Annotated in this window: 20 protein-coding genes, 1 pseudogene and 1 riboswitch; of the genes and pseudogenes, 3 read left to right on the top strand and 18 right to left on the bottom strand. The window is 54.7% G+C overall.

Annotated elements, in window-relative coordinates:
- Window positions 1-88: 88 nt before the first annotated feature.
- Entirely contained in the window at window positions 89-856 is a 768-nt protein-coding gene (locus EL26_RS06440) for a DODA-type extradiol aromatic ring-opening family dioxygenase (RefSeq protein WP_038085808.1), read from the top strand.
- 56 nt (window positions 857-912) lie between these two features.
- On the opposite strand, the gene EL26_RS06435 is transcribed toward EL26_RS06440, so the two are convergent.
- Window positions 913-1,884, bottom strand: a complete 972-nt coding sequence (locus EL26_RS06435; RefSeq protein WP_038085806.1) for a cation diffusion facilitator family transporter — start codon at window positions 1,882-1,884, stop codon at window positions 913-915.
- A gap of 141 nt (window positions 1,885-2,025) precedes the next feature.
- Here EL26_RS06435 and EL26_RS06430 point away from each other — a divergent pair, with 141 nt between their 5' ends.
- Complete coding sequence (locus tag EL26_RS06430; RefSeq protein ID WP_038085804.1) at window positions 2,026-2,832, top strand: EcsC family protein; 807 nt, start codon at window positions 2,026-2,028, stop codon at window positions 2,830-2,832.
- A gap of 191 nt (window positions 2,833-3,023) precedes the next feature.
- Here the strand turns inward: EL26_RS06430 and EL26_RS06425 are convergent, their stop codons facing one another.
- The 4 genes from EL26_RS06425 to EL26_RS06410 form a co-directional block, all read right to left on the bottom strand.
- Window positions 3,024-3,692 (bottom strand): phosphatase PAP2 family protein, encoded by a 669-nt coding sequence (locus EL26_RS06425; protein ID WP_038085802.1) that lies wholly within the window; start codon window positions 3,690-3,692, stop codon window positions 3,024-3,026.
- A gap of 57 nt (window positions 3,693-3,749) precedes the next feature.
- Window positions 3,750-5,612, bottom strand: a complete 1,863-nt coding sequence (locus EL26_RS06420) for an ABC transporter ATP-binding protein (RefSeq protein WP_038085800.1) — start codon at window positions 5,610-5,612, stop codon at window positions 3,750-3,752.
- Entirely contained in the window at window positions 5,609-7,357 is a 1,749-nt protein-coding gene (locus tag EL26_RS23525) for an ATP-binding cassette domain-containing protein (protein WP_052036062.1), read from the bottom strand. The genes EL26_RS06420 and EL26_RS23525 overlap by 4 nt, the downstream gene beginning before the upstream one ends.
- 105 nt (window positions 7,358-7,462) lie before the next feature.
- The gene (locus tag EL26_RS06410; protein WP_038085798.1) at window positions 7,463-8,683 is read right to left on the bottom strand and encodes an MFS transporter; all 1,221 of its coding nucleotides are present in this window, start codon (window positions 8,681-8,683) and stop codon (window positions 7,463-7,465) included.
- A gap of 106 nt (window positions 8,684-8,789) precedes the next feature.
- On the opposite strand from EL26_RS06410, the gene ytaF reads away from it, so the two are divergent.
- A complete protein-coding gene (ytaF, locus tag EL26_RS06405) occupies window positions 8,790-9,413 on the top strand; it encodes a sporulation membrane protein YtaF (protein ID WP_038085872.1) in 624 nt (207 codons plus the stop codon).
- 75 nt (window positions 9,414-9,488) lie between these two features.
- Here the strand turns inward: ytaF and EL26_RS06400 are convergent, their stop codons facing one another.
- The 13 genes and pseudogenes from EL26_RS06400 to EL26_RS06340 form a co-directional block, all read right to left on the bottom strand.
- Complete coding sequence (locus EL26_RS06400; RefSeq protein ID WP_038085796.1) at window positions 9,489-10,652, bottom strand: chromate transporter; 1,164 nt, start codon at window positions 10,650-10,652, stop codon at window positions 9,489-9,491.
- 110 nt (window positions 10,653-10,762) lie between these two features.
- Window positions 10,763-10,951 (bottom strand): DUF6199 family natural product biosynthesis protein, encoded by a 189-nt coding sequence (locus EL26_RS06395; RefSeq protein WP_038085795.1) that lies wholly within the window; start codon window positions 10,949-10,951, stop codon window positions 10,763-10,765.
- A gap of 255 nt (window positions 10,952-11,206) precedes the next feature.
- Window positions 11,207-12,121: an ABC transporter substrate-binding protein gene (locus EL26_RS06390; RefSeq protein WP_238546068.1), complete on the bottom strand. Its 915-nt coding sequence runs from the start codon at window positions 12,119-12,121 to the stop codon at window positions 11,207-11,209.
- Window positions 12,122-12,141: 20 nt separating this feature from the next.
- Complete coding sequence (locus EL26_RS06385) at window positions 12,142-12,795, bottom strand: ABC transporter permease (RefSeq protein WP_038085867.1); 654 nt, start codon at window positions 12,793-12,795, stop codon at window positions 12,142-12,144.
- Entirely contained in the window at window positions 12,788-13,933 is a 1,146-nt protein-coding gene (locus tag EL26_RS06380) for an ABC transporter ATP-binding protein (protein WP_038085792.1), read from the bottom strand. The genes EL26_RS06385 and EL26_RS06380 overlap by 8 nt, the downstream gene beginning before the upstream one ends.
- Window positions 13,934-14,098: 165 nt before the next feature.
- A riboswitch (cyclic di-AMP (ydaO/yuaA leader) is annotated at window positions 14,099-14,267 on the bottom strand.
- A gap of 196 nt (window positions 14,268-14,463) precedes the next feature.
- A complete protein-coding gene (locus tag EL26_RS06375; RefSeq protein ID WP_038085789.1) occupies window positions 14,464-14,796 on the bottom strand; it encodes a hypothetical protein in 333 nt (110 codons plus the stop codon).
- Window positions 14,793-15,215, bottom strand: a complete 423-nt coding sequence (locus EL26_RS06370) for a hypothetical protein (RefSeq protein ID WP_038085787.1) — start codon at window positions 15,213-15,215, stop codon at window positions 14,793-14,795. Before EL26_RS06370 ends, EL26_RS06375 begins: the two co-directional genes overlap by 4 nt.
- Window positions 15,212-17,023 carry a dynamin family protein gene (locus EL26_RS06365; RefSeq protein WP_152559185.1) on the bottom strand — a complete coding sequence of 604 codons (1,812 nt, stop codon included), beginning with the start codon at window positions 17,021-17,023 and terminating at the stop codon, window positions 15,212-15,214. The genes EL26_RS06370 and EL26_RS06365 overlap by 4 nt, the downstream gene beginning before the upstream one ends.
- A 13-nt stretch (window positions 17,024-17,036) precedes the next feature.
- A complete protein-coding gene (locus EL26_RS06360; RefSeq protein ID WP_038085782.1) occupies window positions 17,037-18,845 on the bottom strand; it encodes a dynamin family protein in 1,809 nt (602 codons plus the stop codon).
- A gap of 1 nt (window position 18,846) precedes the next feature.
- The gene (locus EL26_RS06355; RefSeq protein ID WP_038085780.1) at window positions 18,847-19,410 is read right to left on the bottom strand and encodes a hypothetical protein; all 564 of its coding nucleotides are present in this window, start codon (window positions 19,408-19,410) and stop codon (window positions 18,847-18,849) included.
- A gap of 17 nt (window positions 19,411-19,427) precedes the next feature.
- Window positions 19,428-21,815: pseudogene (locus tag EL26_RS06350) on the bottom strand (dynamin family protein); the annotation flags it as partial.
- 297 nt (window positions 21,816-22,112) lie between these two features.
- Window positions 22,113-23,321 (bottom strand): MFS transporter, encoded by a 1,209-nt coding sequence (locus tag EL26_RS06345; protein WP_038085776.1) that lies wholly within the window; start codon window positions 23,319-23,321, stop codon window positions 22,113-22,115.
- A gap of 113 nt (window positions 23,322-23,434) precedes the next feature.
- Entirely contained in the window at window positions 23,435-23,866 is a 432-nt protein-coding gene (locus EL26_RS06340) for an Rrf2 family transcriptional regulator (RefSeq protein WP_038085775.1), read from the bottom strand.
- Between the last annotated feature and the right edge of the window lie 65 nt (window positions 23,867-23,931).

The raw sequence follows: 23,931 nt of genomic DNA, 5'->3' as shown, positions 1-23,931 counted from the left end.
ATTTCTTACTTTTGTTTTGTCACTTACTTTTCTAAAGTGAATATGGTATAGTGAGAACATCGAAGCTTTATTAAGGGAGGATCTTCAGATGATCGAACCGCTTTTTTTGGCGCACGGGTCGCCGATGCTGGCGATTCAAGAGAATGCGTACAGTGAGTTTTTGCGGTCGCTCGGGCAGAGTGTGAAGCCGCAAGCGATTGTGATTTTTACCGCGCATTGGGAGAGTCAGGTGTTGACGATCTCGGCGTCGGACGAGGTGTACGAGACGATTTACGATTTCTACGGGTTCCCGGAGGAGATGTACCGGATCAAGTATCCGGCGCGGGGGTCGTCGAAGCTCGCCGGACGTTTGCAAGCGAAGTTGGAGGCGGCGGGAATTCCCGTTCGGCTCGATACGTCGCGGGGGTTGGACCACGGGTCGTGGGTGCTGTTGCAGAAGATGTACCCGGAAGCGGACGTTCCGGTCGTGCAAGTTTCGGTGCACCCGTTCCTCTCGCCGCAAGAGCAGATCGAGATCGGGAACGTGTTGCGCGGCTTGGATGCCGAAGACATCCTCGTCATCGGCAGCGGCGTGACGGTGCACAACTTGCGCGCCGTGAAATGGGGGCAAAGCGAGCCGGAGCCGTGGGCGCTTCAATTTGACGAATGGCTGTTGGAGCAGATGCAAAAGCCCGGCTACGGAGAGTTGCTGAACTACGAGCATGCCGCCCCGCACGCCCGAATGGCGGTGCCGCGTCCGGAGCATTTCGTTCCGCTTCTGATCGCGCTCGGCAGCGGCTCGCCGGATCGTGCGCCGAAGGAAATCTTCCGGGCGTATGAGTTCGGGACGCTCAGTTATCTGTGCATGGCGTTTTAAGCGTTTGTGGAAAAAAAGACCCGTCCAGCGGCACTCTTGCAGCTGGCGGGTCTTTTCTACTTCCCGAGCGGTTCGGGAATCCAGTTGCGGACGCCGTTGTCTTCCAAGATGCCCATCGTCACGTCCGACACATCGGGGTCGGCCAGCACGAGGTCGCGCACGCGGTACTTGATGTCGTCGGCGTCGGCGAGGCTCAAGCCCGGACGCAGTTCGACGTACGCGTCGACGTGATACGTGCGGCCTTCCTGCACGATGCGCAGCAAGTTGATGTCGGTCACGTCCGGGTCGGAAAACAGAATCTGCGCCACCCGCTCTTCCACTTCGCGCGGCGCGGCAACCCCGATCAAGCCGACCATGTTGTCATACCCCACACGAAACGCCACGAAGAGCATCATCAGCCCGATCAAAATCGTCACCGCGCCGTCGAGCACATGCCAGCCGAGCAAGTACGAGGCGAGAATCGCCAGCAACGCCAACAGCGCCCCGGACGTTGCCACCAAATCTTCGTAAAAAACCAACCGGGTCGGCGGCGCCGCTTGTCCGACGTTGCGAAACGCGGTGAACACGACGCCGAATCCACGCGCTTCTGCCCGCGTCTCTTTGACGATCTCCCCCATCGCTTTGACGAGGATAAGCCCGTCGACGAGAATCCCCACGCCAAGCGCCAACACGTCCCAGAGGATGCTCGCAATCTCGGCGGGATGCGCCCAGAGATGCAGTCCTTCGCGAATCGTTTCGTACGCCATGATCGTGACGACCAAGACGGCGACCATGCAGAAGAGGTTGATCACACGCCCGAAGCCGGTCGGAAAGCGCTTCGTCGGCGCGCGCTCCGCCAATACGCTCCCGGTGAAGACGAATGCTTGGTTGACGGCATCGGCCAGCGAGTGCATCGTCGACGCAAACATCGCGCCGCTTCCGCTGAGCGCGGCGGCAATCCCCTTGAGGATCGCAATCCCCGCGTTGCCAAGCGCCGCCATCGCGGACGAAGTGTTGCCTTTTTTGAGTAAGGCCCGGAGTGATGCCATTGGTTTTTTGTTCCTCCATGCGGTACAGTTTACCTAGATAGAACTATCATACCACGCCCTTCCTTTAGCATTTCCAAAAATTATCGTAACGATTTGGCATCTGTTTCGTAGAAGAGAGCACGACAGGCGACGGGAGGATCTATGGAGACACGTGAAGAGTTGCTGGCGGCCTTGAAGGTCGTGGAGAAGTGGGAGGGTGAGCAGAAAGACCTCTGGTTTTGGGAGAAGCTCGGCCGGTTGCCGTTTGCGCTCTTGGATAAGATCACGCCCGCTTTCTTGCAGGAGAAAGTCGGGCTGGCTCTCGATGAGATGATCGGGTACGTCGAGACCGGCGGCCGGTATCTGACCAGCGCCGACGATGTGCTGCGGCGCGTGCAAGAGCGCACGGGCCGGGGTGAGTTGACGCTTGGAGAAGTCGGAGAACTGCCGCTCGCCGTGATGAACGACGTCGCCCGCGAGTACGCGAAGTCGCGGACGAAGTTTGCCGCGTGGCAAGGCGCGACGACCGGCATCGGCGGGCTGTTCACGCTGGCGATCGACATTCCGATGTTACTCGGTTTGTCTCTGAAGGTGTTGCAGGAGATCTGCATGTGCTACGGATACGACCCCAACGAAAAGTCTGAGCGGGTGTTCCTCATCAAAGTGTTGCAGTTTTCGTCGTCCGACTATGTGGGGAAGCAGGCGATCCTCGCCGAATTGAGTCAGTACCACCAAGCTCCCGCGCGCAACCAGCTGTTTTCTCAATTGCAAGGCTGGCGCGAAGTCGTGCTGATTCACGCCGAGAACTTCGGGTGGAAGAAGCTGTTTCAACTCATCCCCGTCGCCGGAATTCTGTTCGGGGCTTATCTGAACCGCAAAACGATCGAAGAGTTGGCGGAGACGGCGAGCATGTTGTATCGGAAGCGGCGGATTTTGGAGCGATTTGCGCAGTATGAAGGCATCCTTTGAGGGTGGCTTGGGTGGGTGGTCGGACCGGCAGGATGCAGCTCCCCGGCTCCTGAGAAAAATTCCTTTTTTTGAATGAGTAAAACCGTCGAGTGGAAAAAAGAATGTTTTCAAAGTCGCTCGGGTAGCCACATCCCGCCTGTCCCACCGCCGCCTTTGTCGCTGGCAGGGACGGGCTTTTTGGTTTTTTGATTTTAGCGCGGTTGCACTTGGGGGCTCATGCCCCTTTCGGCAAGCCATTGGTAGACCCAAATGGACGCTCCTAGCCAGAATCCACCCGCAAGGTAGCCCCCGATCACGTCGCTGGGATAATGCACCCCCAGATAGATGCGGCTGATTCCGATCATCAGCGTCATCGCGATTCCCAAGAGCACGATCAGTGCTCTCCCCCACCTCGTGGGGACGTGCCTCCAGAGGAGAAACGTGAGCACGCCGTACATGGCGAACGCACTCATCGAGTGCCCGCTGGGGAAGCTGTAGCCCGTGATCTCAATCAGCCGATGCAAGTCCGGTCGCGGGCGATGGAAGATCATCTTGAGCAATTGGTTAAGTGCAGCCGCTCCCGCCATCACGGCAAGAAACAGCACACACTCGATTCGATGGTGCAAGTACTTGTACAGCAGGTACAAGATGATGACGGAAAGCCCCAACACCGCAGGTGTGGAGCCGATGAAGGTGAAAAATTTCATGATCGCGGTGAGGGTCGGACTCTCTCTTTGTTGAACGGAGTTGATGATGGCGGTGTCGAAGTCCGCTACTTTTTGGCCAAGGACGAGGATCGTCACAAGGCCAAATCCAAGGACGGCCAGCAGGCTGAGGAGGAAGGCTTTCGTAAGTTGGATTTTGAGGGTCTTGGCGGTCATGGGAGCCTTCCTTTCTGGAGGTTGTGTTGGTCTTAGTATGGCATGTTTTGGGTTTGATTAGTTGGTAGCATACCATTGGGCTTGGAGGTTGTACAAACGGCTGTACTCGCCCTCATCACTCATCAAGTCGTCGTGTGTGCCCGATTCGACGAGAACTCCCCGTTTCAAGACCAAAATCCGATCGGAGTATCTCGCCCACCCCAGTCGATGCGAGATCAGAACGACCGTCTCGTCTCGGAAGAGCTCTTGGTAGTGTCGGAACACTTGCACTTCGGCCAGCGGGTCGAGCGCCGAGGAAAGTTCGTCGAGGATGACAAGATCGGAGCTTTTGAGGGTGCTTCGCGCCATCGCCAACAAGCTCCATTGCCCTCCGGAAAGCTCATACGCCGAATCGCCAAACCCGCCTAAGCGGGTTTGCCAGCCTTGCGGCGCGGCGTTAATCACGTCGCGGAATTTCAGGCGTCCCAAAAAGGATTCGAGTCGGACACTCTCAGAGTGATCGCTTTGCAAGCGACTTCTCGTGCAATCTTGCGGATCATCTTGTAGGTTTTGAACATTTCCCAGTTGCAGATTCTCTTCGAAGGTCAGCGGAAACCTCGTAAAGTTCTGCATGACCACGGATATTTTTCGATACAGGAGTTCAGGCGAATACTCGCGCAGCCGGCGCCCGTTGAGGAGCAGTGTGCCGGAGGTCGGCTCGTAAAGCCCCGTCAGAAGTTTGATCAGCGTGCTCTTGCCGCTGCCGTTTTCGCCGACGATGGCGATTTTTTCACCCCGATGGATTAGCAGATTCAAATTGCGCAGGACGTATCGGTCGGTGTTCGGATACCGGAAGGATACGTTTTTGAATTCGAGGGTATCGATTTGGAAGTTCTCTTCGTTCGGTATTGCCCGCCCATCGGCGGTCGTCGAGGTTGACGCAGTCTCCGGGAGTTGGAGCAGCTCCAACAGGTCGCGCGCTCCCAGCGCCGACGCGACGAACGCCTGCACGGGAAACACCAATTGCAACACCGCCTGCTGGACGCTCAACACCGCCCAGATGACGACGATCGCTTCCCCCGCACTCACGCCATCGTGTATTCCCGATGCCAGCGTGTACAGCGAGAACCCGAACACCACGATGTTGCACAGCCCGATCCATCCGCCCGCCTTGATCTCCCGGCGGCGCAAGTCGCCGCGTTTCTGGAGGACCGGTTTGAGCAGGTCTTGGAATCGGCGCAGCAATTCTTCGGCAAAGCCGAACACTCGGAGTTCCTTGGCGTAGGTTTTGTCGGTGAGTATCCGGTTGATGTACTCTGCCCGCCGCCCGTCGTGCGTCGCCTCGCGATTCAGCGATTTGATCGCGATCTCGGTGCGGATTTTGATCAGCAGCGCCGGAGCCGCCGCCGCCGTTACCACTGATGCAATCCAAGGATTGATTGCCAGAATCACCAGAAGGGTGGACACCATCGTAAGCAAGATTCGCAGCATCTCGGTCTGCGAACTCGCCAGTTGCAGGAGTTGTGTTCCCGCAAATTCGTTGGCACGCCGGAGGGCGTCTTGGGTGTGGCTCTGTTCGATTGTGGCAAACTCCAAGCGAAACGCTTTGTGCCAAACGGCTTCGCGAATCAAGATCGTGCCCCGGTCTTGCAAGCGGAGCGTGAGAACACGAGAAATCGTCGTGAGCAGGAACTGCCCGAACGTCGCCAGGAACAGCAAGATCATCGGCAGCGCCAATTCCCTCATCGCACTTTGAAAAAAATCCCCCTGCACGTGCGCCGCGATCACATCGATCATGTCTTTGCGCGCCCCGTACAACGGATACGTCAATCCCCCGATGCCAAGCGGCAACAGCAACCAGAGCGTCGTCCTCCACGGATGCACGCTCCAGATCAACTTGAATACGCGCAGGGAGTTGTGCAACGCTTGCCAACTTTTCATCTCGGCACCTCCTCGGCGTACCAGCTCGCTTGGCTCTCAAACAGGTCTCGATACCGACTGTCTCGGCTCATCAACTGCTCGTGCGTGCCGATTTCCACGATCCGGCCACGCTCCATGACGACGGAGCGGTCCGCTTTTTTGACCGCGGCGAGGCGGTGGGTCACGATCAGTTTGGCTTGGTTTTCTGCAAGCCGCAAAAACAGTTCGATCAACTCCACTTCGGCCTTGGGGTCCAGCGCCGCCGTCGGTTCGTCAAACGTCACCAGCCGGTGCGGTTTCAAAAGCGCACGAGCAATCGCCACTCGCTGCCACTGCCCGCCAGACAGGTCTTCCCCGCCAAATTCAGTGCCCAATTGCTTCTGTAGAAATTCCAAATCGTGCGGCAAGCCGAGGTCTTGCAACAGTTTCTTCATTCGCTCCTTGTTCTGGAGATCTGCAAGATGACCCAAGCCGATGTTCTCCTGTACGGTCATGTGGAAGCGGTTGAAATCCTGAAACACGGACGTCACCGGAAATGTAGCGCCCAGCGCCACCGTCTCCGCATTCCACACCACTTCCCCCGTCTCGACGGGCAACAGTCCCGCAAGGACTTTAACCAACGTCGACTTGCCGCTGCCCATCTCGCCGACGATCGCAAGCGTTTCGCCCTCATAGATCGTCAAGTCGATCTCTTGCAACGCCGCTCTGTCGGCGTTCGGGTAGCGGTAGGAGATGTTGCGCAGGGAGACGACGGCGTTTTTTTCCGGAAGGGGTTGGGTGACCGCTTTCGGACGAAGACCTGCTGGCAGGTTCAGGAACTGCCACAGGTCTTCCGCCATCCGCGCATCTCGAATCAACACGTTCAGCTTCCCGGAGAAGCCCGTCGCCAAGTCGCCGAACAAATTCACCAGCGTGAACAAAAAAACAAAGTCCCCCGCCGTCCCGCCTTCCCGAATCACCCCCCAGCCGACGAACGCCGCCAACAAGGCTTGCAAGAAAAAATACACCAGCACCGGCGGGGTGGTTCGCCATGCGGCTTGCCGCTCGCGGGACGCCAATGCTTCGACCAGCATGTTCATGTGTTGTTTCCAACGTTTTCGTAAGAAGTCATTCGCCGAGAGAACCCGTATCTCCATGTGCGACTCCCGCTCGATCCCCAAGCGAAACAGCCGGTCGAGCAAGCGTTGCTCACTTCCCTGCGCACGGACGAGGTCTGCCGTTCGTTTCGTCTGCACAGTCTGCGCATAGACACCCCACGCCGTAAACAACAACACCATTCCCGCCGCCAACCCGTTCCCAAACACCAGCACCAAGACCAAAATCACCGCCAGCGACAGCGCGTCGCACAGCACGCTGTACGCGTTGACCCCCGCCTTCGCAAGATTCAGTCTCTTGCTTTTGAACAGCAGGTCCTGCACACCCGCGTCTTCTGCTTGCTCCAAACTCAAGCGCTGCATGTTCTCGGCAAGTTTTCGTTCGTACAGCGGCGGCAGCGCGTCCTGCAACCTCGTGCGAGCGAGCAATTCGACGGTGCCGAACAACTGGCGCAACAGCATGATCGCGGTCAAAAACCCAATCGCCGAAAGCATGCTCTCCGTCCCGTCGCCCCATCGATTCAGAAACGCCCGCATCCCGAACGGCTCGAACAGAACCAACGCCGTGTAGACCGCGAAGCAACTGTAGAACAACTTCGATTGTCTCGGGTCCGCTTGCTGGATCAGGCGGGCACAAACTTGAATTTTTTCAAAAGAGGAGGCTTGCCTCACCGTCTCGCTCCTTCCCAATCTATGGAATCTGGTAAAGTACATCTATCATAGTGGATTCCACGAAAAAAATCCCGCGCATCGGCGGGATTTTTTCATTCGCATTCGTTAGGTCGTGAGGTCGACATCGGTGCCTTGGGTCTCCGGGCCGAGAAACAGCACAGCCAAAGCGCCGATCACGATGGCGACGAAGAAGATCAGGAAGATGGTGGTCAGGGGCGTTTTTTGTGCGACGAGCATGCCCACTACGTACGGGCCGATCACACCGCCGATCCGTCCAAACGCCGCCGCCAGCCCCACGCCGGTCGAGCGAATCGCCGTCGGATAGTGCTCCGGCGTGTACGCGTACATCGCCCCCCACGCGCCCAAGTTGAAAAACGACAGGCAGATGCCCGCCGCGATCAGCGACGTTTGCGTCGCCGCCGTGCCAAACCAGATCGCGCTCGCCGCCGTCAGCAGCAGATACAAGACGAGCACGAACTTGCGCCCCAAGCGCTCGATCAGATAGGCGGCGGTGAAGTAACCCGGCAGTTGGGCGAGTGTCATGATCAGGACGTATTGGAAGCTTTTCACGAGCCCGAAGCCTTTCATGACCATGACGGTCGGCAACCAGAGGAACATGCCGTAGTAGGAAAAAACGACGGTGAACCACAGCACCCAGAGCATGATCGTGGAGCGCAGATAGTTCGCCGACCAGACGCTGGCAAGTCGCCTAAGAAATGGCATCTGTACCGTCTCTTGCGCCGTGAAACGCGGCGAGTCTTGGATCGCCCGGCGCAGGTAGAGCGCATAGAGCGCCGGAATCGCAGAGATCACAAACGCCGTTCGCCAGCCGTAGTTCGGGATGACGAAGTACGAGATCAACGCCGCTGCAATCCAGCCGCCCGCCCAGAAGCTTTCCAACAGCACGACGGCGCGGCCCCGTTCTCCCGTTTGAAACGATTCGGAGACCAGCGTGGAGGCAACCGGCAGTTCTCCGCCCAGTCCGAATCCGGCGAAGAAGCGCAGGAAGCACAGAAACACAAATCCGGTGGCGAGCGCCGACAAGCCGCTCGCCGCCGAGAAGATCAACAGCGTCCAGACCAGTACGGTGCGCCGCCCGAAGCGGTCCGCCAACGACCCGGCGACCGCCGCTCCGACCGCCATGCCGATCGAGTTGATCGCCGTCAACGTCCCGACCTGCTGCGCGCCGAGGTGCCATTCCACCGCAAGCGCCGCCGCGAGAAAGGACATCATGCCGACGTCCATCGCGTCGAACAACCAGCTGAGGCCGGCGCTTAGGAGCAGTTTTTTCTGATAGGGATTGCGCAAGAGCGGGGTTTTGTTCATAAATGGGCAAAAGCCTCCTTTTTTTCACACGTGCAAGTCACGTTCGCGCGCCTCTCTGTATAGCATAGTGCCAACTGCATCGGGAGGGGTAGCCATGGATCTTTGGATGACTTGGGGTACAATTTTGTTGTTGGCCTTGTCCTCCAGCATTGACAACTTTGGGGTCGGGGTTTCATACGGAATTCGAGGAATCCGCATCCGATTCTTTGCGAATTTCATCATCTCGATCATCGCGTTTTGCTTCAGCGAGATCGGCATTCATGCGGGCAGCTGGATGTCGGTCGTGCTGCCGGGCGCGGTGTCGAACATCGCCGGCGCGTTGGTGTTGCTCGTCATCGGCCTGCGCATCATCTTGCTGACCCTGCCCAAGAAGAAGAGGCAGCAACAGCCCGACTCCACAAAACCCCGCTCGATCACGGGCTACTTGGAGTCGCCGGAAAAAGCGGACCTTGACGCGTCCGGGGAGATCGGTTTTCTTGAATCGTTGGTGCTCGGCGTCGCCGTGTCGCTCAACGCGCTCAGCAACGGATTGGGCGCCGGCTTGATTCATCTGTCCGCGCTGGAAATTTCGTTGTCGGCGGCTGTGTTCAGTTTTTTGGCGATCTGGTTGGGCATGCTGCTCGGAAACAAAGTAGCAAGCCTTCGAATCGGCTCGCTGAACATCGGGCAATTCAGCACGGTCATCAGCGGCGTGATTCTGCTGTTCATCGCGATGCACGCGCTTCTCTAGCGAAGCCAAGACCGGTCTGCAACCAGGACAAGAAAAAAGACATGCCCCCGCAAAGGGCATGTCTTTTTCAGGAAGCTAGAGCAGGGCTCCCAGTACTCCGCAGACGAGAACGACCGCCCAAGACGGCTGTTTCCACACCATCAGCAGTCCGAACGCAAACAGCGCAAGCGCCGCATCGAACGGGCTGTGAATCGCTTGGGTCATCACCGGGTCGTACAACGCCGCCAGCAACAGGCCGACGACGGCTGCGTTGACGCCGTTTAGAATGCCCCGGACGTTCGGCATCACGCGCAGTCTGGACCAAAACGGCAACGCGCCCGCCACGAGCAAATACGATGGCATGAAGATGGCGAGCGTGGCGAGGAGTGCCCCCTTCCAGCCGGAGATCACCGCGCCCAAGTACGCCGCGAATGTAAAAAGCGGCCCCGGCACCGCCTGTGCCGCTCCGTATCCGGCGAGAAACTGCGTGTCGCTCATCCAGCCGGGTGCCACGACTTCCGACTGCAACATCGGCAACACGACATGACCTCCCCCGAACACCAGCGAGCCCACGCGAAAGAAGCTGTCAAACAGCGCGAGAAACGGCGAGGAAACTGTGTGGCGAAAAGCAGGCAATCCGAGCAGGAGCACCGCAAGCACCGTCAGGCAGATCACGGCTCCGCGCTTGGAGAGCGTCGCGCCGGGCGTCGGAATCACTTGCATGAGAGGCTTCGGCAACCACTGCCACCCGATCCACCCCGCGAAGAGGAGCAACAGAATCTGCTCCCACGCGGACGGCCACACGAGCGTGAGAATCGCGGCACCGAGCGCCAGCGTGGCGCGCGGACGGTCGGGCGCGAGCGACTTCGCCATCCCCCAAACCGCCTGTGCCACGATCGCGACCGCCGCCGCCAGCAATCCGTGCAGCCAGCCGGGCTCGCCGATGTTGCTTCCTTGGAGCAGCCAAGCAAAAATCGCCAAGGCAAGCGCCGACGGCAGCATAAATCCAATCCAAGCGAGGATGCCGCCGATCCACCCCGCCCGCAGCAAACCGATCGCGATGCCGACTTGCGATGAGGCAGGCCCCGGCAAGACTTGGCACAACGCCACGAGATCGGCATAGGCGCGCTCGTCCAGCCATTTGCGTTTTTCTACGTATTCGGCTCGGAAGTACCCGAGATGGGCGGTCGGTCCGCCAAAGGAAGTCAGACCGAGTCGGAAGGAAACGGCGAGTACTTCGAGCAGGGCTTTGCCGTTCATGGGAGGTGAGACACCCTTTCCAATCAGAGAAGTTGCTTGGAGTGTAGCCCTCCGTTGCATAGATGTCAAGGATTGTTCCTTTACATGCGAGTCAGGGAACGAACCGTTGCTTACGGAAACAGAAAGACAATGCCGATGAGGATGGCGATCACGCCCGACACACGCCCCATGATCAGGGCGGCGTCGCTGGGTTCGGCGTTTTTGAATTGCCAACCGGCTCGCAGATACCAAGCTGCTTGAGGGAACAGTACATTAAGTACGCCAATCAAGATGATGATCAGGGCGAAGAGAGTGTTCAAAAAAAGCCACCTCCCGTGTCAAGGGATTTCTAATATATGGTATTCGACAAGAAAAGCGGCAGTACCTTCAAAAAAGAGGTGTACACGGCACGGCTGCCGAGTACACCTGTTTCTTCGAGGACTTGCAATGGGATTTCGATTGATGAAACCCGGTTCCGGCGTGCTGTCAGCATCGCAGGGAATGCTTTTTACTCCGGTTTAAGGTCAGTTCTTAGCCTTGTTGAGGATGCTCGTGTTCGAGGCTTGCGTGCCGGATTATTTTTTGACGAGGCCTTGTTCTTCCAGCCAGCGGGCGGCGACGTCGCTGGCTTTTTTCTTGTCGACGTCGACTGCGGCGTTGAGTTCCGCCATTTGCTTTTCGTCGATTTTGCCCGCGAGTTTGTTCAAGACTTCCCCCACTTCCGGGTGCTGTTTGAGCACTTCGCTTCGCACGATCGGCGCGGCGTAGTAGGGCGGGAAGAAGTGCTGGTCGTCTTCGAGCAGCACGAGGTTGTTTTTCGCCAAGCGGCCGTCGGTCGTGAACGCGTCAATCGCTTGTACATCTCCGGAGGTCAGCGCTTGGTACTTCAGTCCGGGGTCCATCGCTTTGACGTCTTTGAAATTCAGGGCGTACGTTTTCTTCATGCCTTTCAACCCGTCGTCGCGGTCGAGGAACTCCTGCTCGGTGCCAAACACGATCTCGCCTTGGTGCGCTTTGAGATCGGAGACGGTCTTGAGGTTGTATTTTTGCGCCGTTTCTTGCGTGACGGCGATGGCGTACGTGTTGTTAAAGCCGATCGGGCTCAGCCAGTCGATTTTGTACTTGCCGGGGAACTCGTCTTTGACTTTTTGGTAGACCGCGTCCGGGTCGCTCATCACGGTCTCGCCCATGATGTTGACGAGCCCGGTGCCCGTGTATTCGACGTAGACGTCGGCAGAGCCGTTTTTCATGGCGGAGAAGCAGACGTCGGTGCCGCCGAGGTAGGACTTGGTCTTGACTTTGAGGTCGGTGTTCTTCTCCAGCATCTCAGAGACCAAGTTCGCCATGATGTCTTGTTCGGTGAAGTTTTTGCCGACGACGGTGATTTCGTCCGCGCTTTTCGAAGTTCCGATCGAGCAGCCCGCCGTGAGTCCGGCGAGCGCGAGCGTCAAAATACCTGCTGTCAGAACGTTACGGGTACGTTTTTTCAAAATGTTTGATCCCCTCTCCCTTAGTTGACTTCTTTGCGAATGCGCAGCCCTTTCGGCGTGACCATGCGGTCCACCCAAGCGAGCAACAAGTCGAACAGGATTGCCAACACCGCAGCCGGAATCGCGCCTGCCAGAATCACGCCGGTGTCGACCATCGAAATCCCGCGCAAGATCAAGTCGCCGAGGCCGCCGGCCCCGATGAACGACGCGAGCGTCGCCACGCCGATCGTCATGACGGTCGCCGTGCGAATGCCGGCGAAGATCATCGGGCGGGCGAGCGGAAGTTCCACCATGCGAAGCTGTTGCGAGCGCGTCATCCCCATGCCGCGACCTGCTTCAAGCAGCGGCGCGTCGACGTCGAGGATGCCGGTGTAGGTGTTGCGCAAGATCGGGAGCAGCGCGTAGGCGACCATCGCAAGGATCGCCGGAACCGACCCGATGCCAAAGACGGGAATCAGAAAGCCCAGCAACGCCAAGCTCGGGATCGTCTGCAAGACGGAGACGATGCCCATCACGAGCCCTGCGAGCTTGCGGTAGCGCGTCAGCAGGATGCCAAGCGGCACCGCGATGAGAATCGCCCAGAACAGCGCGATCAAGGAAAGCGTGATGTGTTGCAAACTCGAATCCACGATGTCGGTCCAACGGTCAGCAAACGTCGTCAACCATTCATTCACCACTTGCCATCGCCTCCTCCAGATACGGCTTCGCGAGCAGATCGACGAGGGAAGCGCGGGTCATCAACCCGACCAGTTTGCCCTCGGCGTTGACGACGGGAACATGTCCGAAGGGGGCGTTTTGCACCTGCGAGATCGCTTCGGAGAGCGGCATCTCGGGCAGGAGCGTCGGCACGTTCGTCCGCATGACATCGCCCAGCGTCATCGACTCCTCGTGGAATCGTTTGTAGATGTCGCTCGTGTCGGCAATGCCTCGGTAGCGGCCGTCTTGGTCGGCGACCAGAATGGACGTGACGCGTTTGCGCTGCATGGTCTGCACCGCTTCGGCGAGACCTTTGTAGCGGCTCATCTTGACCGGGTTGGGCAGCATGACGTCGGCGACGGTGTGCGAGCGGTGCGAAGAGAGGCGTTTCTCTCCCAAGAAGCCGCGGACAAACTCGTTGGCCGGATGACGAAGAATATGGTCAGGTGAACCCTGCTGGATGACGCGACCGCCGCCCATGATGATGATGGTGTCGGCGATCTTCAACGCTTCGTCCATGTCATGCGTGACAAATACGATGGTTTTGTGCAGTTCTTCGTTGAGACGGATCAGTTCGTCTTGCAATTGTTCGCGCGTGATCGGGTCCAGCGCGGAAAACGGTTCGTCCATCAAGATGATCGGCGGATTCGCCATCAGGGCGCGCGCCACGCCGACGCGCTGCTGTTGGCCCCCGGACAACTCCGCCGGGTAACGGTCACGATACGAGGCTGCATCAAGCCCGACCAGTTCCAGCAACTGATCAATCTTGGTCAGATCATGACCTTTCTTGCCGTTGGTCAACCTTGGCACCAGCGAGATGTTCTCCGCGATCGTCATGTGCGGAAACAGGCCGATCTGCTGGATGACGTACCCGATGCGGCGGCGCAGTTCGGCGCGGTCCGGTTTGCGCACGTCTTGGTTGAACACGAACACCTCGCCCGACGTCGGCTCGATCAGGCGGTTGATCATCTTCATCGTGGTCGTCTTGCCGCACCCGGACGGGCCGACGAGCACGACGATGTGGCCTTGCGGGATCGACAGGTTTAAGTTGTCGATCACCACTTTGTCACCGTACGATTTGGTGACGTTGCGAAACTCGACTGCTGTTCTTTTCACTTCAACATCCCCTCCCAATTGCTGGTCTTCCCAGTTTTGGCAGGGCCTTTTGAGCCTGTAAAAAAACGCAAAGAGACCCTGCCAACAACGACCAGGGTCCGCAAAAAAGTATGCAAAAAAGACCCTGCCTGCTTGCTCGGGTCAATGTGTGTGAAACCTTCATGCAATTGACCCATCTGACGCTGACGAGGTTAGCTGACGGGCTCGGGATAAGATGGTTCCCTACGAAGCTTGGCGGCCTCTGCATTCAATCGCCACGCTCCGATACGCCCCAGGAAAATTTGGTTCCCCCGCTTCCCAATTTGAATACTTGGGAATTAAGCACTGGTATTAGTATAAACATAGAGGATGAGAATTGTAAACCTCTGTGGTAACCATTTCCTTTCAAGGTGGTGTGCCTACCTACCCTCATCGTATGCAGAGGGAATTGAATTATTACAGGTGGATAGTCAATGGGTAGGATGTGATCAGGATTAAGGAAAAAAGAACCTATCGAGTGAGTTCCGCGCTCGACAGGTTCTTTTTTGATTCTACGTTGCTCTTGCACGGGCGAATTCCATTTTTCGTACTTCGAGTTCCCCTTTTCTTTGCTTTAGTTCGATGAGGAACGGCTTGACGGTGGTCATCATTGCATCCGGACATATCAACTGAATCTCGGACAGCTGTTTTTCGATTTTGAGGATCAAAATATTTAGAGACAAGATGGACCGATTGATCTCATCGATTTTTTGACGACGCGCAAGAGCGGCCTCTCGATCAAGTTGTTCCCAGACTTGTCTAACCTTTGCATTGGCCGCCTCTGTCATTTGGCGTGTAAGCAAGCGAAGAACTTCATCCCAGATTTGAACGAGACTGTCGATCATGCTTCCTCCGATTTTTCCTGAACAACTGCACGCATCGCTTGCTGATATGTCTCAATCAACATTTTCTGTACCTCTTCCGTAATCCCCGAGATCGCAAGGGCTGCTGTCAATTCTCTCATAATATTGGAAACCGCCTGTGCTTTGGATTCGAACTTCTTACGTCGCTCCATTTCTACTTCCACAAACGCCTTGGTCTGTTCCCGAATCACTTTCGACATCGCTTCTGCTTGGGCTTCGATTTTTTTTACTTCAGTCCACCGTTTTGCTAATTCGATCAATTCGGGGAGGGAATCGACGACTTTAGTTAGCACTTGTGCACCCATTTCCTTAGAAAAAACGGAATTCGAGTTCTTCCCTGTTAGGACTTCTTGATGAAAGGACTGTGTTGCATCCGGTAATGTGGTTCTTCTTGACGTCATACCAGCGCCTCCTGAAGAGTTTCGTCCAATTCATCAATCATTTTCTGCGTTTGTAAAAGAATTTGTTGGACGATAGCAAAACGTACCTCTTCCTCTTCTTCAACTTCAGAAACTGCAAATGCTTCACGATACGCTGTGAAGTACTCGTGGAAATTTTGGTAATTATGCTCTTCCAGTTCTGTCAGGCTCTCTTGACTGCCCGAAAGAGCATTTTGCTGCCACTCCACCAATGCACGGTCGATTGCCTTGCCCAGTTTTCCTTGCCAAGTTAAAGCCTCGTACACGAAAAATGCTCCTTCGACGAACACGATTGCTGCTGCCGATATCGCACGGGTGGAAGTCGCTCCAATTTTGGCCAAGAAGGAAGTCAATCCATTATGGGTTGAACGAGAGAACGTATGCCCAAACGCGTCTCCCAGCACTTTTAACCCATGGCTGGCCGCATTCGCCACTCCGGCACCCGCGCCCCCGGCTCCTCCGTATTGAGCAAAAAATTGCACCAAGCCCGCCCCAATCACGTCTTTTGCCACGTTTCGTGTCAAGGAGATCATCAGAGGCTCAAAGGATGGCGCCTCTACGCGCACTTCGTATTCAAACTTTTCTACTGCCGTGTTCAAGAGAGACTCAATCTCGGCATCCAAGCGCTCAAGCTCTCTCATCAAATACTCAGTAATCGTCTTGGTCTCTTGACGAACCAACAAAGGCATTGAATGAGCCTGTACAAACTGTGCGCATTCATCTTGGCTCGTCCACTTGTTCGCCTCTTCGATTTGCGCCTGCAATTTAATCGCGATCCGCTCAGTGGCGGTGTTAAACAGTCGCGGTAACTGGTCGTTCAGTTTAGCGAACGTCATTTTGATTTTCATGCGGATTTGTTCTTCTTGCTCCAAAAATGTGTGGATTCCACTCGCAACCGCGTCTTTCTCGGCCTGATTTGCTTTGGCGAAAGCAAGTGTTTTCTCTGCCTCTTGTTGAATCAGCGATAACAAATCTTTTTGGTAGTGAGTCAGAGAATGCAGCAATGCCTCTTGACGCTGCGGCGACAACAGATTGATTTTCAGGTACTCCCACAGGTCAGCTGCAACGGGCAAAACAGGCTTGGGCGGCCCTTGTGGTGATTGCTGGACTGTCGGAACCAGGAAATACTGCAGCGAGCGATGCAAACTATCTTCTGCATGTTGAACGATTTCGAGAATACGGCGGTCTGACCGCTCCACATCTGATGGAACACGATTGACTACGAGAACGAATTCTGTAGTTGGTTGCAAAACATTTTGAATGTATTGCATAAACTGATGGTCATTCTCCTTGAATCCGACCCGGTAGGAAACCACATACACAATCACGTCACTGTTGGGGATGAAATCCTTCAACACCTCTTCGTGTTCGTTTGCCAATGAATCATATCCTGGGGTATCAAACAGTCGAAGTCCTTTCAACTCATGCGGGAATTGGGGCACCATGAGCCGTAGTCTTGCAAGATTGCTATCGGGGTGCATGCTCAGTTCATGAAAACGATCCCGAGAGATCGACTCCAGTGTCGCTTCCTCGTTCACGCGGAACGTTGCTTCAGCCTCCAGTTCCAGGTCATCCATCAATTCGATCACCGTTCCGGTTGTCGGTCGTGCACTTGCGGTCAGGCGTTCCTGTCCCAACATGCCATTGATCAGAGAGGTTTTCCCGCTGCTCGTTTCCCCAAGCAAAATGACAAAGTGTTCTGGGTAGGAAACGCGCTCGCGAAGAAACCGTCCCAGCGCTGTTAGCTTGTCGTTTCCCAATCGTTCGAGCAGTTCTTCGATCTGCTCCATTCTCTGTTGTAACTCAGTTTGAGTACGCAAGCACGCTCACCTCGAATTGTGTCATCCACTCCAGATCTTGTTGCAATTTCTCTCGCATTTGCTGATCAAACTGTTCATTTCTGAACATGGCTTCGTCATGCTGCTGTTTTTCAGCCTGCAAGATTTCGTATTGGGTACGAACGAAACTCTCAAGCCCCTGTTCGATTTGCACAAACGCGTGATCGGCGAAGGATTGAATGATCCGTTTCACCTCCGACTCAAACTCACTCAAAGGTCCTTCAAGATCTCTCAGTGTGTATTTCTGCCTTTGCTGGTTGACCGCGCTCTTGGCTTTGCGTCCGAGAAAACCGCCAAGCAGCCCCATGCCAAGTCCCGCCACGAGCCCTACCACGATTCCAACCGGTCCGCCAACTGCGGATGCAAGAAACACAGCACCAATCGCGCTGCCCAGATTCATAGCATGCGGAATCGCTTTTTCAAACTTGAACGCTTCCTCTCGATGAAACGTTCCATCTTTCGTAAACTCACCTTGAAAGTCCTGAATTTGCAACTGCCCTAGCATGGCTGACAAATCTTGCTGCATGCGGTACACCCCAAGAGAGAGGTCTTCCATGAGATCGCTGATGATGTATTCCTGTTGCTCCTGATACGCGCGGTTCAAGAGATGCCCGTCGACGACACCGCCTTGGATGATTCGTCTCATTTCATTGCGCAGATTTTCTGTCTGCCGTTTGCTTTCCTCGCGTGCCAACACTTCATATTCGGTACGATAAGCGGAGATTTTCTCTTCGATTTCAGAGATCAGATTGCGGTTGTAGCGGTATTTTTCTTCGTGATGTCGTTCTTGCTCTTGATACTTGGCCAGACGCTCTTCCCTTGATAACGAAAAGTCCGCAAGCCGTGTTGCAATCGTTTGCTTGAGATCCTGAATCAGATGAAGCAACGATTGATGCGCTTCTTCTTGCAAGACTTTTTGCCAGTTCAGAGATAAATCCCGCAAGAGTTCGCGAATTTCGTGGACACCGGATTGTTCATACAGTTTCGGGTCGTGCTGGAGTCGTGCCTGTAACGCTTGATATACGTTTAACACCCGAATCTCTACAGCGCCGCCCGTCTTATACTGGTCGGCAATCTGTTGCAAGGTTTGTAAGTTATAGGCTCGGCTGTCTTCCACTTCATCCGGGGTTTCGTCGTTCCATTGATTTTGAACAAACCAAGCCGTTGTCAATTTCGGCCATGCGCTCGCTAAAAACGCCCGTTCCGATTTGGTGATCGTCGGGACCGTCCGCAACATAAAGATCGCGGCAGACAAACGCTCGATATAGCTCATCGTGCTCTCCACATTCCGCGGAGTCAAACTTCCCACCCCAGGCAAATCGACCAGCACCAGTTGATTGGCCAGCAACTCATCCGAAGAGTAAACCACCACATGCGTAACCTGCTTTTCGTTGCCGGGGTTATACAAGTTGTGAACGTAGAGTTCCAATTCCTTCGGGTTCTCCAAGATCACTGCTTGGTCTTGATCTCGGAAGAATACGTGCACCTCTCCGTCTCGCTTCCCATACCGTACTTCCACAGGAATACACGTCGTCTCATCAGCGTCGACCGGCAGTACCAAATCCTTCATCAACAACGCATTTAACAGACTGCTTTTTCCCGTTCCTTGCAGGCCGAGGACGGGAACCAAGAATTCAGACGTGTTGAGTTTCTCAAGTTTTGCCGCAAACAAGTCACGGTATGACGATTGACCCTGTTCCGTAATCAAAGGGATGTACGTGTCTGCCAGTGTAATAAATTTTTCATCCAACATCGGGTGCGTGGTTGCAATCATCTTATCGTCTCCCTCCAAACAAACGCTGCCAGATCGGTTTTTGGCACCATTTCACATCGTTCTCGACCGCTTCCATCTTCGTTACAAGCAGAGCGCAAAGTGTAAGCAGTTCCTGATTCTGCTCGGATTGCCGTTGCTGTGACGCTTTGATTTGAGCAAATTGCTCGTTAAACTGCTGCTGAACTCGGAAGAGTTGAGTTGCAGACTGTTCAACATGAGCAAGCAATCGCTGCTCCATTTCATGCAACTGTTGGAGCAAAGTCGCGTGTGCTTCCTGCGTTGAAATGGCTTCCGATTGCGAGATATTCGTCATCTCTTGCAAGGTACGGCCCATTCGCTGGATCTCAGATTGCAACGGCAGCATCTGCTCATTGGTCAGTTTGGCTTGTTTAATGGCCGTGTCTAAAGAGCGCTGCAATGTTTGTTGCACTTGCTCCATCCGTTCGGAAAACTCTTGCAACGCAGTTTCTTGAGATCTTCTCGTTCCATCAAAAATTCTCTCCTCGATCGTTTCCAGCATGCTTTTGGTCACGTCATCCACTTGAATCAAGAGCGAGTCGCTCATGTTTACACGTACCACCTTTACGATTGAAATTCACTGTACGCTCGGAGAATCTGGGTACAAAATTCACGACTGGATTCATTCAACAGGTAAGGAAACAGCCTCCACAATAGACTCATGATCTCACTCTCGTCAGCGATGGTCAGATTCAAACGATGGGAGAGCTCACACATCAACAACGAGTAGACCGGGTTGCTGTCATTAAGCAATAGAACTCCTCGATTGGACTCTGCGATTTCTTGTTGCAGGTTGAGCAAGCTGAAAATACCTTCTCCCATATTTCGCCCCGTTTTGAATTCTTCAAGTGATTGACCGACCAAGTTCACCCTCGCAGTTCTCATTTGAAGCATTCTGTGTATGAGACTGGTCTTGAATTGTTTCTTCGCCGCCCCCTCTTGGATAGCGTTGACCAAGACATACGCGTGAAACGGTCTGTTTTCCAACATCAAACTCAATTCTGGAGCGGACTGCGGCCCAAAACTCTGTTCATTGACGAGAACAAAGCGGTGTTGTTCGTGATCGATCGAAAGGTACCCCACTTGTTCCAAACGCGGCAGGTGATCAGGGAGGTCCAGAGGGAGAAACCGTCGCGCGAATTGTGAAAGCGAGAATTCATCCCATCCCCAGATCACAGTGGTAGAAAACGACCCTCCAAACTTTTCATTTGCTGATTGGCAGTAACTCCAGATTTGGTGAAATTGCCTTGTTAGAAGATGGCGGCTGAGTTGGTAGAGGTGATAAACCGAGTTCTGGATTTCCACATTTTGGAGGTTAGGGAATTCCGCACGTTGTTCCGGTTGAGGTTTCAAAACCTCACGAGCTGCCGCGGTCTCATGGACCCCAAGGTGCTCACCGATCACGGCAGTCCACTCTTGCAATGACAAGACCAGCTCTTGTGCTTTTTGCTTTGCGAGGCGTTGTTTTCGTTTCTTCATGACTTCCTCAATGCGGCGGCCCACCTCTTGGTTGACGATCTCTTGCAAATGACCCATCCGCTGCTCCCATTGATCGAGGAAGTGGGTCATCGTTTCCATCGTTTTCTGGTAATGCATCATCAAACTTTCATGGGTGGCGCTGGGATTGAATACTTCGTATTCGATTTCTTTCTCTTCGTAGCCACCCCCAAATATTCTTTTAATCGCGTTAAAAAAACCCTTCTTTTCTCGCCGAACCGTGCGAGATTCGATTCTCTTCTTCAGTTGAAAAGCACTCGCACTCGTTCGCGGGTTGGGAATGTCGTTTCCAAGATAATCTTCCGGATTCAAGTTCAACGATGTGAGTACCGTGCTGATGTTTTGGTGAAAGACCCTCAGCCCTTGCACAATTTGTGACTCCAACGATTGCACTTGACTCTTGACTTCTTCTATTCGTTTTTCCGCTTCTTGAACTCGTTCCCGATTCAACGAATCCAAGTACGAGTGCGCTCGCTGAAAGGTGTATTGGATTTGGGTTAACAAGCCTTGCGTCTTCTGTTTTGTGCCTTCAAACTGTTTTTCGATTTCATTCTGATTGTTGAGATGCGGTACAAGTGCAGCAGAAATTGGCTCTGACACCTCAGCCACTGGATCTGATTGCAAATTCAATAGCTCCTCCGAAACCAATTCGGAGATGTGTCTGTACAATTGAAGCAATCGGTTGCGCTTCATTTGCGGGCGAATATGTCCCACATGTCGCTGAATCGTCTCGATCAAAATCTCCAATTGGGATTGTTGCCAATTTGGATTGGCATGTTGTTTTCGAGATTGGAGGGCCTGTTTGGCGGAAACCTGAACAACATTCACACTAGATTGGAGCGAGGGGTCCACTTTGGAAACAATCCTCAAGACGCGGTCTCGATGGTCCCTCGCCACTTCGTCTTTGTTTTTTAATACCGCCCCTCCCGAACCGATTTTTTTCTCGACGGAATCGAGCATGTTTTGCACGATGATCAGCGGTTTGTGATGGTGGCGAATCGATTCGATCACTCGGTACGTCGTACTGTCTGAATTGGCCTTCATGGTCACCACATAGAGACAGAGGTCGACAGTGGGTAACAGATTCTCCATCGTCAAAGCTTCGTGCGAGTCATATCCGTACGCATCGAGTCCTGGACTGTCAACGATTTGCAGATTGGAGTCTAACAGATAATCAGGTGATTCAATCGCGATCACACGAATGTTTTTTTCGTTGTTCGGATTATCTCTTTCATCGGCGTAGTTTTTGATTTCCTCCGCAAGATTGTCTCCGCTCTTGGTTAGAGGAGGGCTCCCATCAGAAAAAAAGAATTTCGCCTGCAACTCTGGTCCTTTTACACATGTGATCAACGTCCCGGAGCTGGGTCGGACAGCAGTCGGCAAAACTTCTTCCTCAAGGAGTGCATTTAACAGGGTCGATTTTCCACTGCTTGTGACCCCAACCAAGCCAATGCGTATGAACTGGGTGTTCCATAACTCCGCTCGGTCTTTGAGCCATTGAATATTGGTTTCAAAGTACTCAGCGACCAGTGGGTCTTGTTCAAGACTGGTTATCATCTGTTTTGCAATTTGTAACTCATCCATACGACATTGACCCCCAAGTTCCACCTTCATACCCAATTTTTCCGAAACAATATGATCATACTACACAACTCTAACTGTTTGTAAGGTAACACTATGTATTTGATATATTTCCTTTTGTTAAATCAAAAAAATGAAGCCTGTTGAGTCTCGCACTCAACAGGCTCCTTTTTATAACCGATGGTTTTTGTCACGACGCCATTCACCGGGGGCAAGCGTAAGAAACGGCAACAAACTGACGACGATCGCCCCGACGAACGCGGCTTCTGCTCCCCACTTCGCCGTCAACGCGCCCAGCAAGGACGTGGACACCCCGCGTGAAAAAAACTCCACCATCCGCATCGTGCTCCCCACCCGCCCGAGCATATCGCTTGGCGTGCGGTCCTGCATTTCCACGGTGTATGCGAGGGTGTAGAACAGTTGCCCGACGCCGCTTAACACCAAGGCGATCGGCATGATCCAGAAGACCGGGATCAGCAGCAAACCCAGACTGACGGCGGTGACGAGCAGGCCGTTTACCATGAGTTTGTTGTTGTTGACGTTCTTCAGACGCGGGGTGATCAGCGAACTGAGCAGCGCACCCGCCGCGCTGAGCGTGAGGTAGCCGGAGATGGTTTCGTCGGTGAGGCTGTAGCTGTTTTTCAGCGAGAAGATCATCACCGTCGTGATGCCGCCGGTAGCGAGGCTGTAGAACAGACTGCCGGAGAGCAGCCGTACCTGAGTTTTATCCCGGTAGAGAAACAGCAGCCCTTCGCGCAAGTCGGCGGCAATTTGACTTGCCGACCGGACGCCGCCCAAGTTTTCACGAGGAATTTTCATCCAGTAGAGCGCCGCGAGCGGCGCAAAGTACGTCACCGCGTTGATCCAGAGGATCGCGCTGTACGACGTCAGCGCCAAGAGCAGACTCGCCAGCGCCGGGCCGAGAATCATCGACAGGCGGAACATCGAGTTCGTGCCGGAGTTCGCTTCCATCTTGCGGTCGCCGAACATCAGCGGGACGACCGCGAAGTTGGCGGAGCGCACAAACTCATGCGCCGTCGCGATCAAGCCGCCGAGCACGTAGAGCATCCAGATCTCCAACGTGCCGGTGGAGTTGAGAAGCGCGATGGCGACGCTGCAAACGGACTGGAACGTCAACGCCGCGCTCAACACGACTTGGCGGCTGACCCGATCCACCAACGGCCCCGCCAAGAATAGCCCGATCAGCGAGCGCGGAATCGTCTCGCAAATCGCCATGATCGACATCGCGCCGACAGACCCCGTCAACGCAAAGACCATCAGCGGCAAAGCGACCAAGTAGATGCTGTTGCCTGTATTGTTGACGAGACCGCCCAAGGCGTAGAGCACAAAGCGGGGGTCTCGCCAAATGGATGCTTGCATGTGTTTTCCCAACTCCTCCAGATTCATCCCTTTCATTATAGCGGCAAATTGGAAATTCATGGAGAACAAAAAACGACCGCCTCCAAAGCGATCGTTTGTACGTTCAGATGTGGTTAGCAACTGCGCTCTTTGCCAAACTCAATCGCGCGGCTCGCAATGTCAGCAACGGTGAGAGTCTCCAACTCGGCGAGAACCACCGTGTCCACCCGCTCCATCACCTCTCCAAATGCGGCGCGAATCCCGGCGCCGACCGGACAAGCGACATTGGGTTCGGCGACGCTGGGAGAGAGAACGCCGTCAGGTTCCATCACGCGATAGACCTCCGCCAACGTCAGCTCCTGTGCCGGACGCAGAAGTCGGTATCCGCCCCTCGCCCCTTCCCGTGTTGCCAAGATCCCCTCCGTCACCAATTTCGCCAAGACCTTTCGCAAAAAAACGGAGTGTGTATTCACACTGCCCGCTATATAAGAACTGGAATACCCGTCTTCCGAAGTGGACAACAAAGCCAGCGCATGCACAGCCAACGGAAACCATCCTGTTGCCATTCGTTACACCTCCACTCGAACCTTTCAAACCCTTTCATACCTAGTATAGCACGAACCTCTCATGC

The organism is Tumebacillus flagellatus, assembly GCF_000714935.1.
Lineage (GTDB): Bacteria > Bacillota > Bacilli > Tumebacillales > Tumebacillaceae > Tumebacillus > Tumebacillus flagellatus.
Note: the sequence above shows the minus strand (reverse complement) of the source record. Positions and strands in the feature narration are given on the sequence as shown.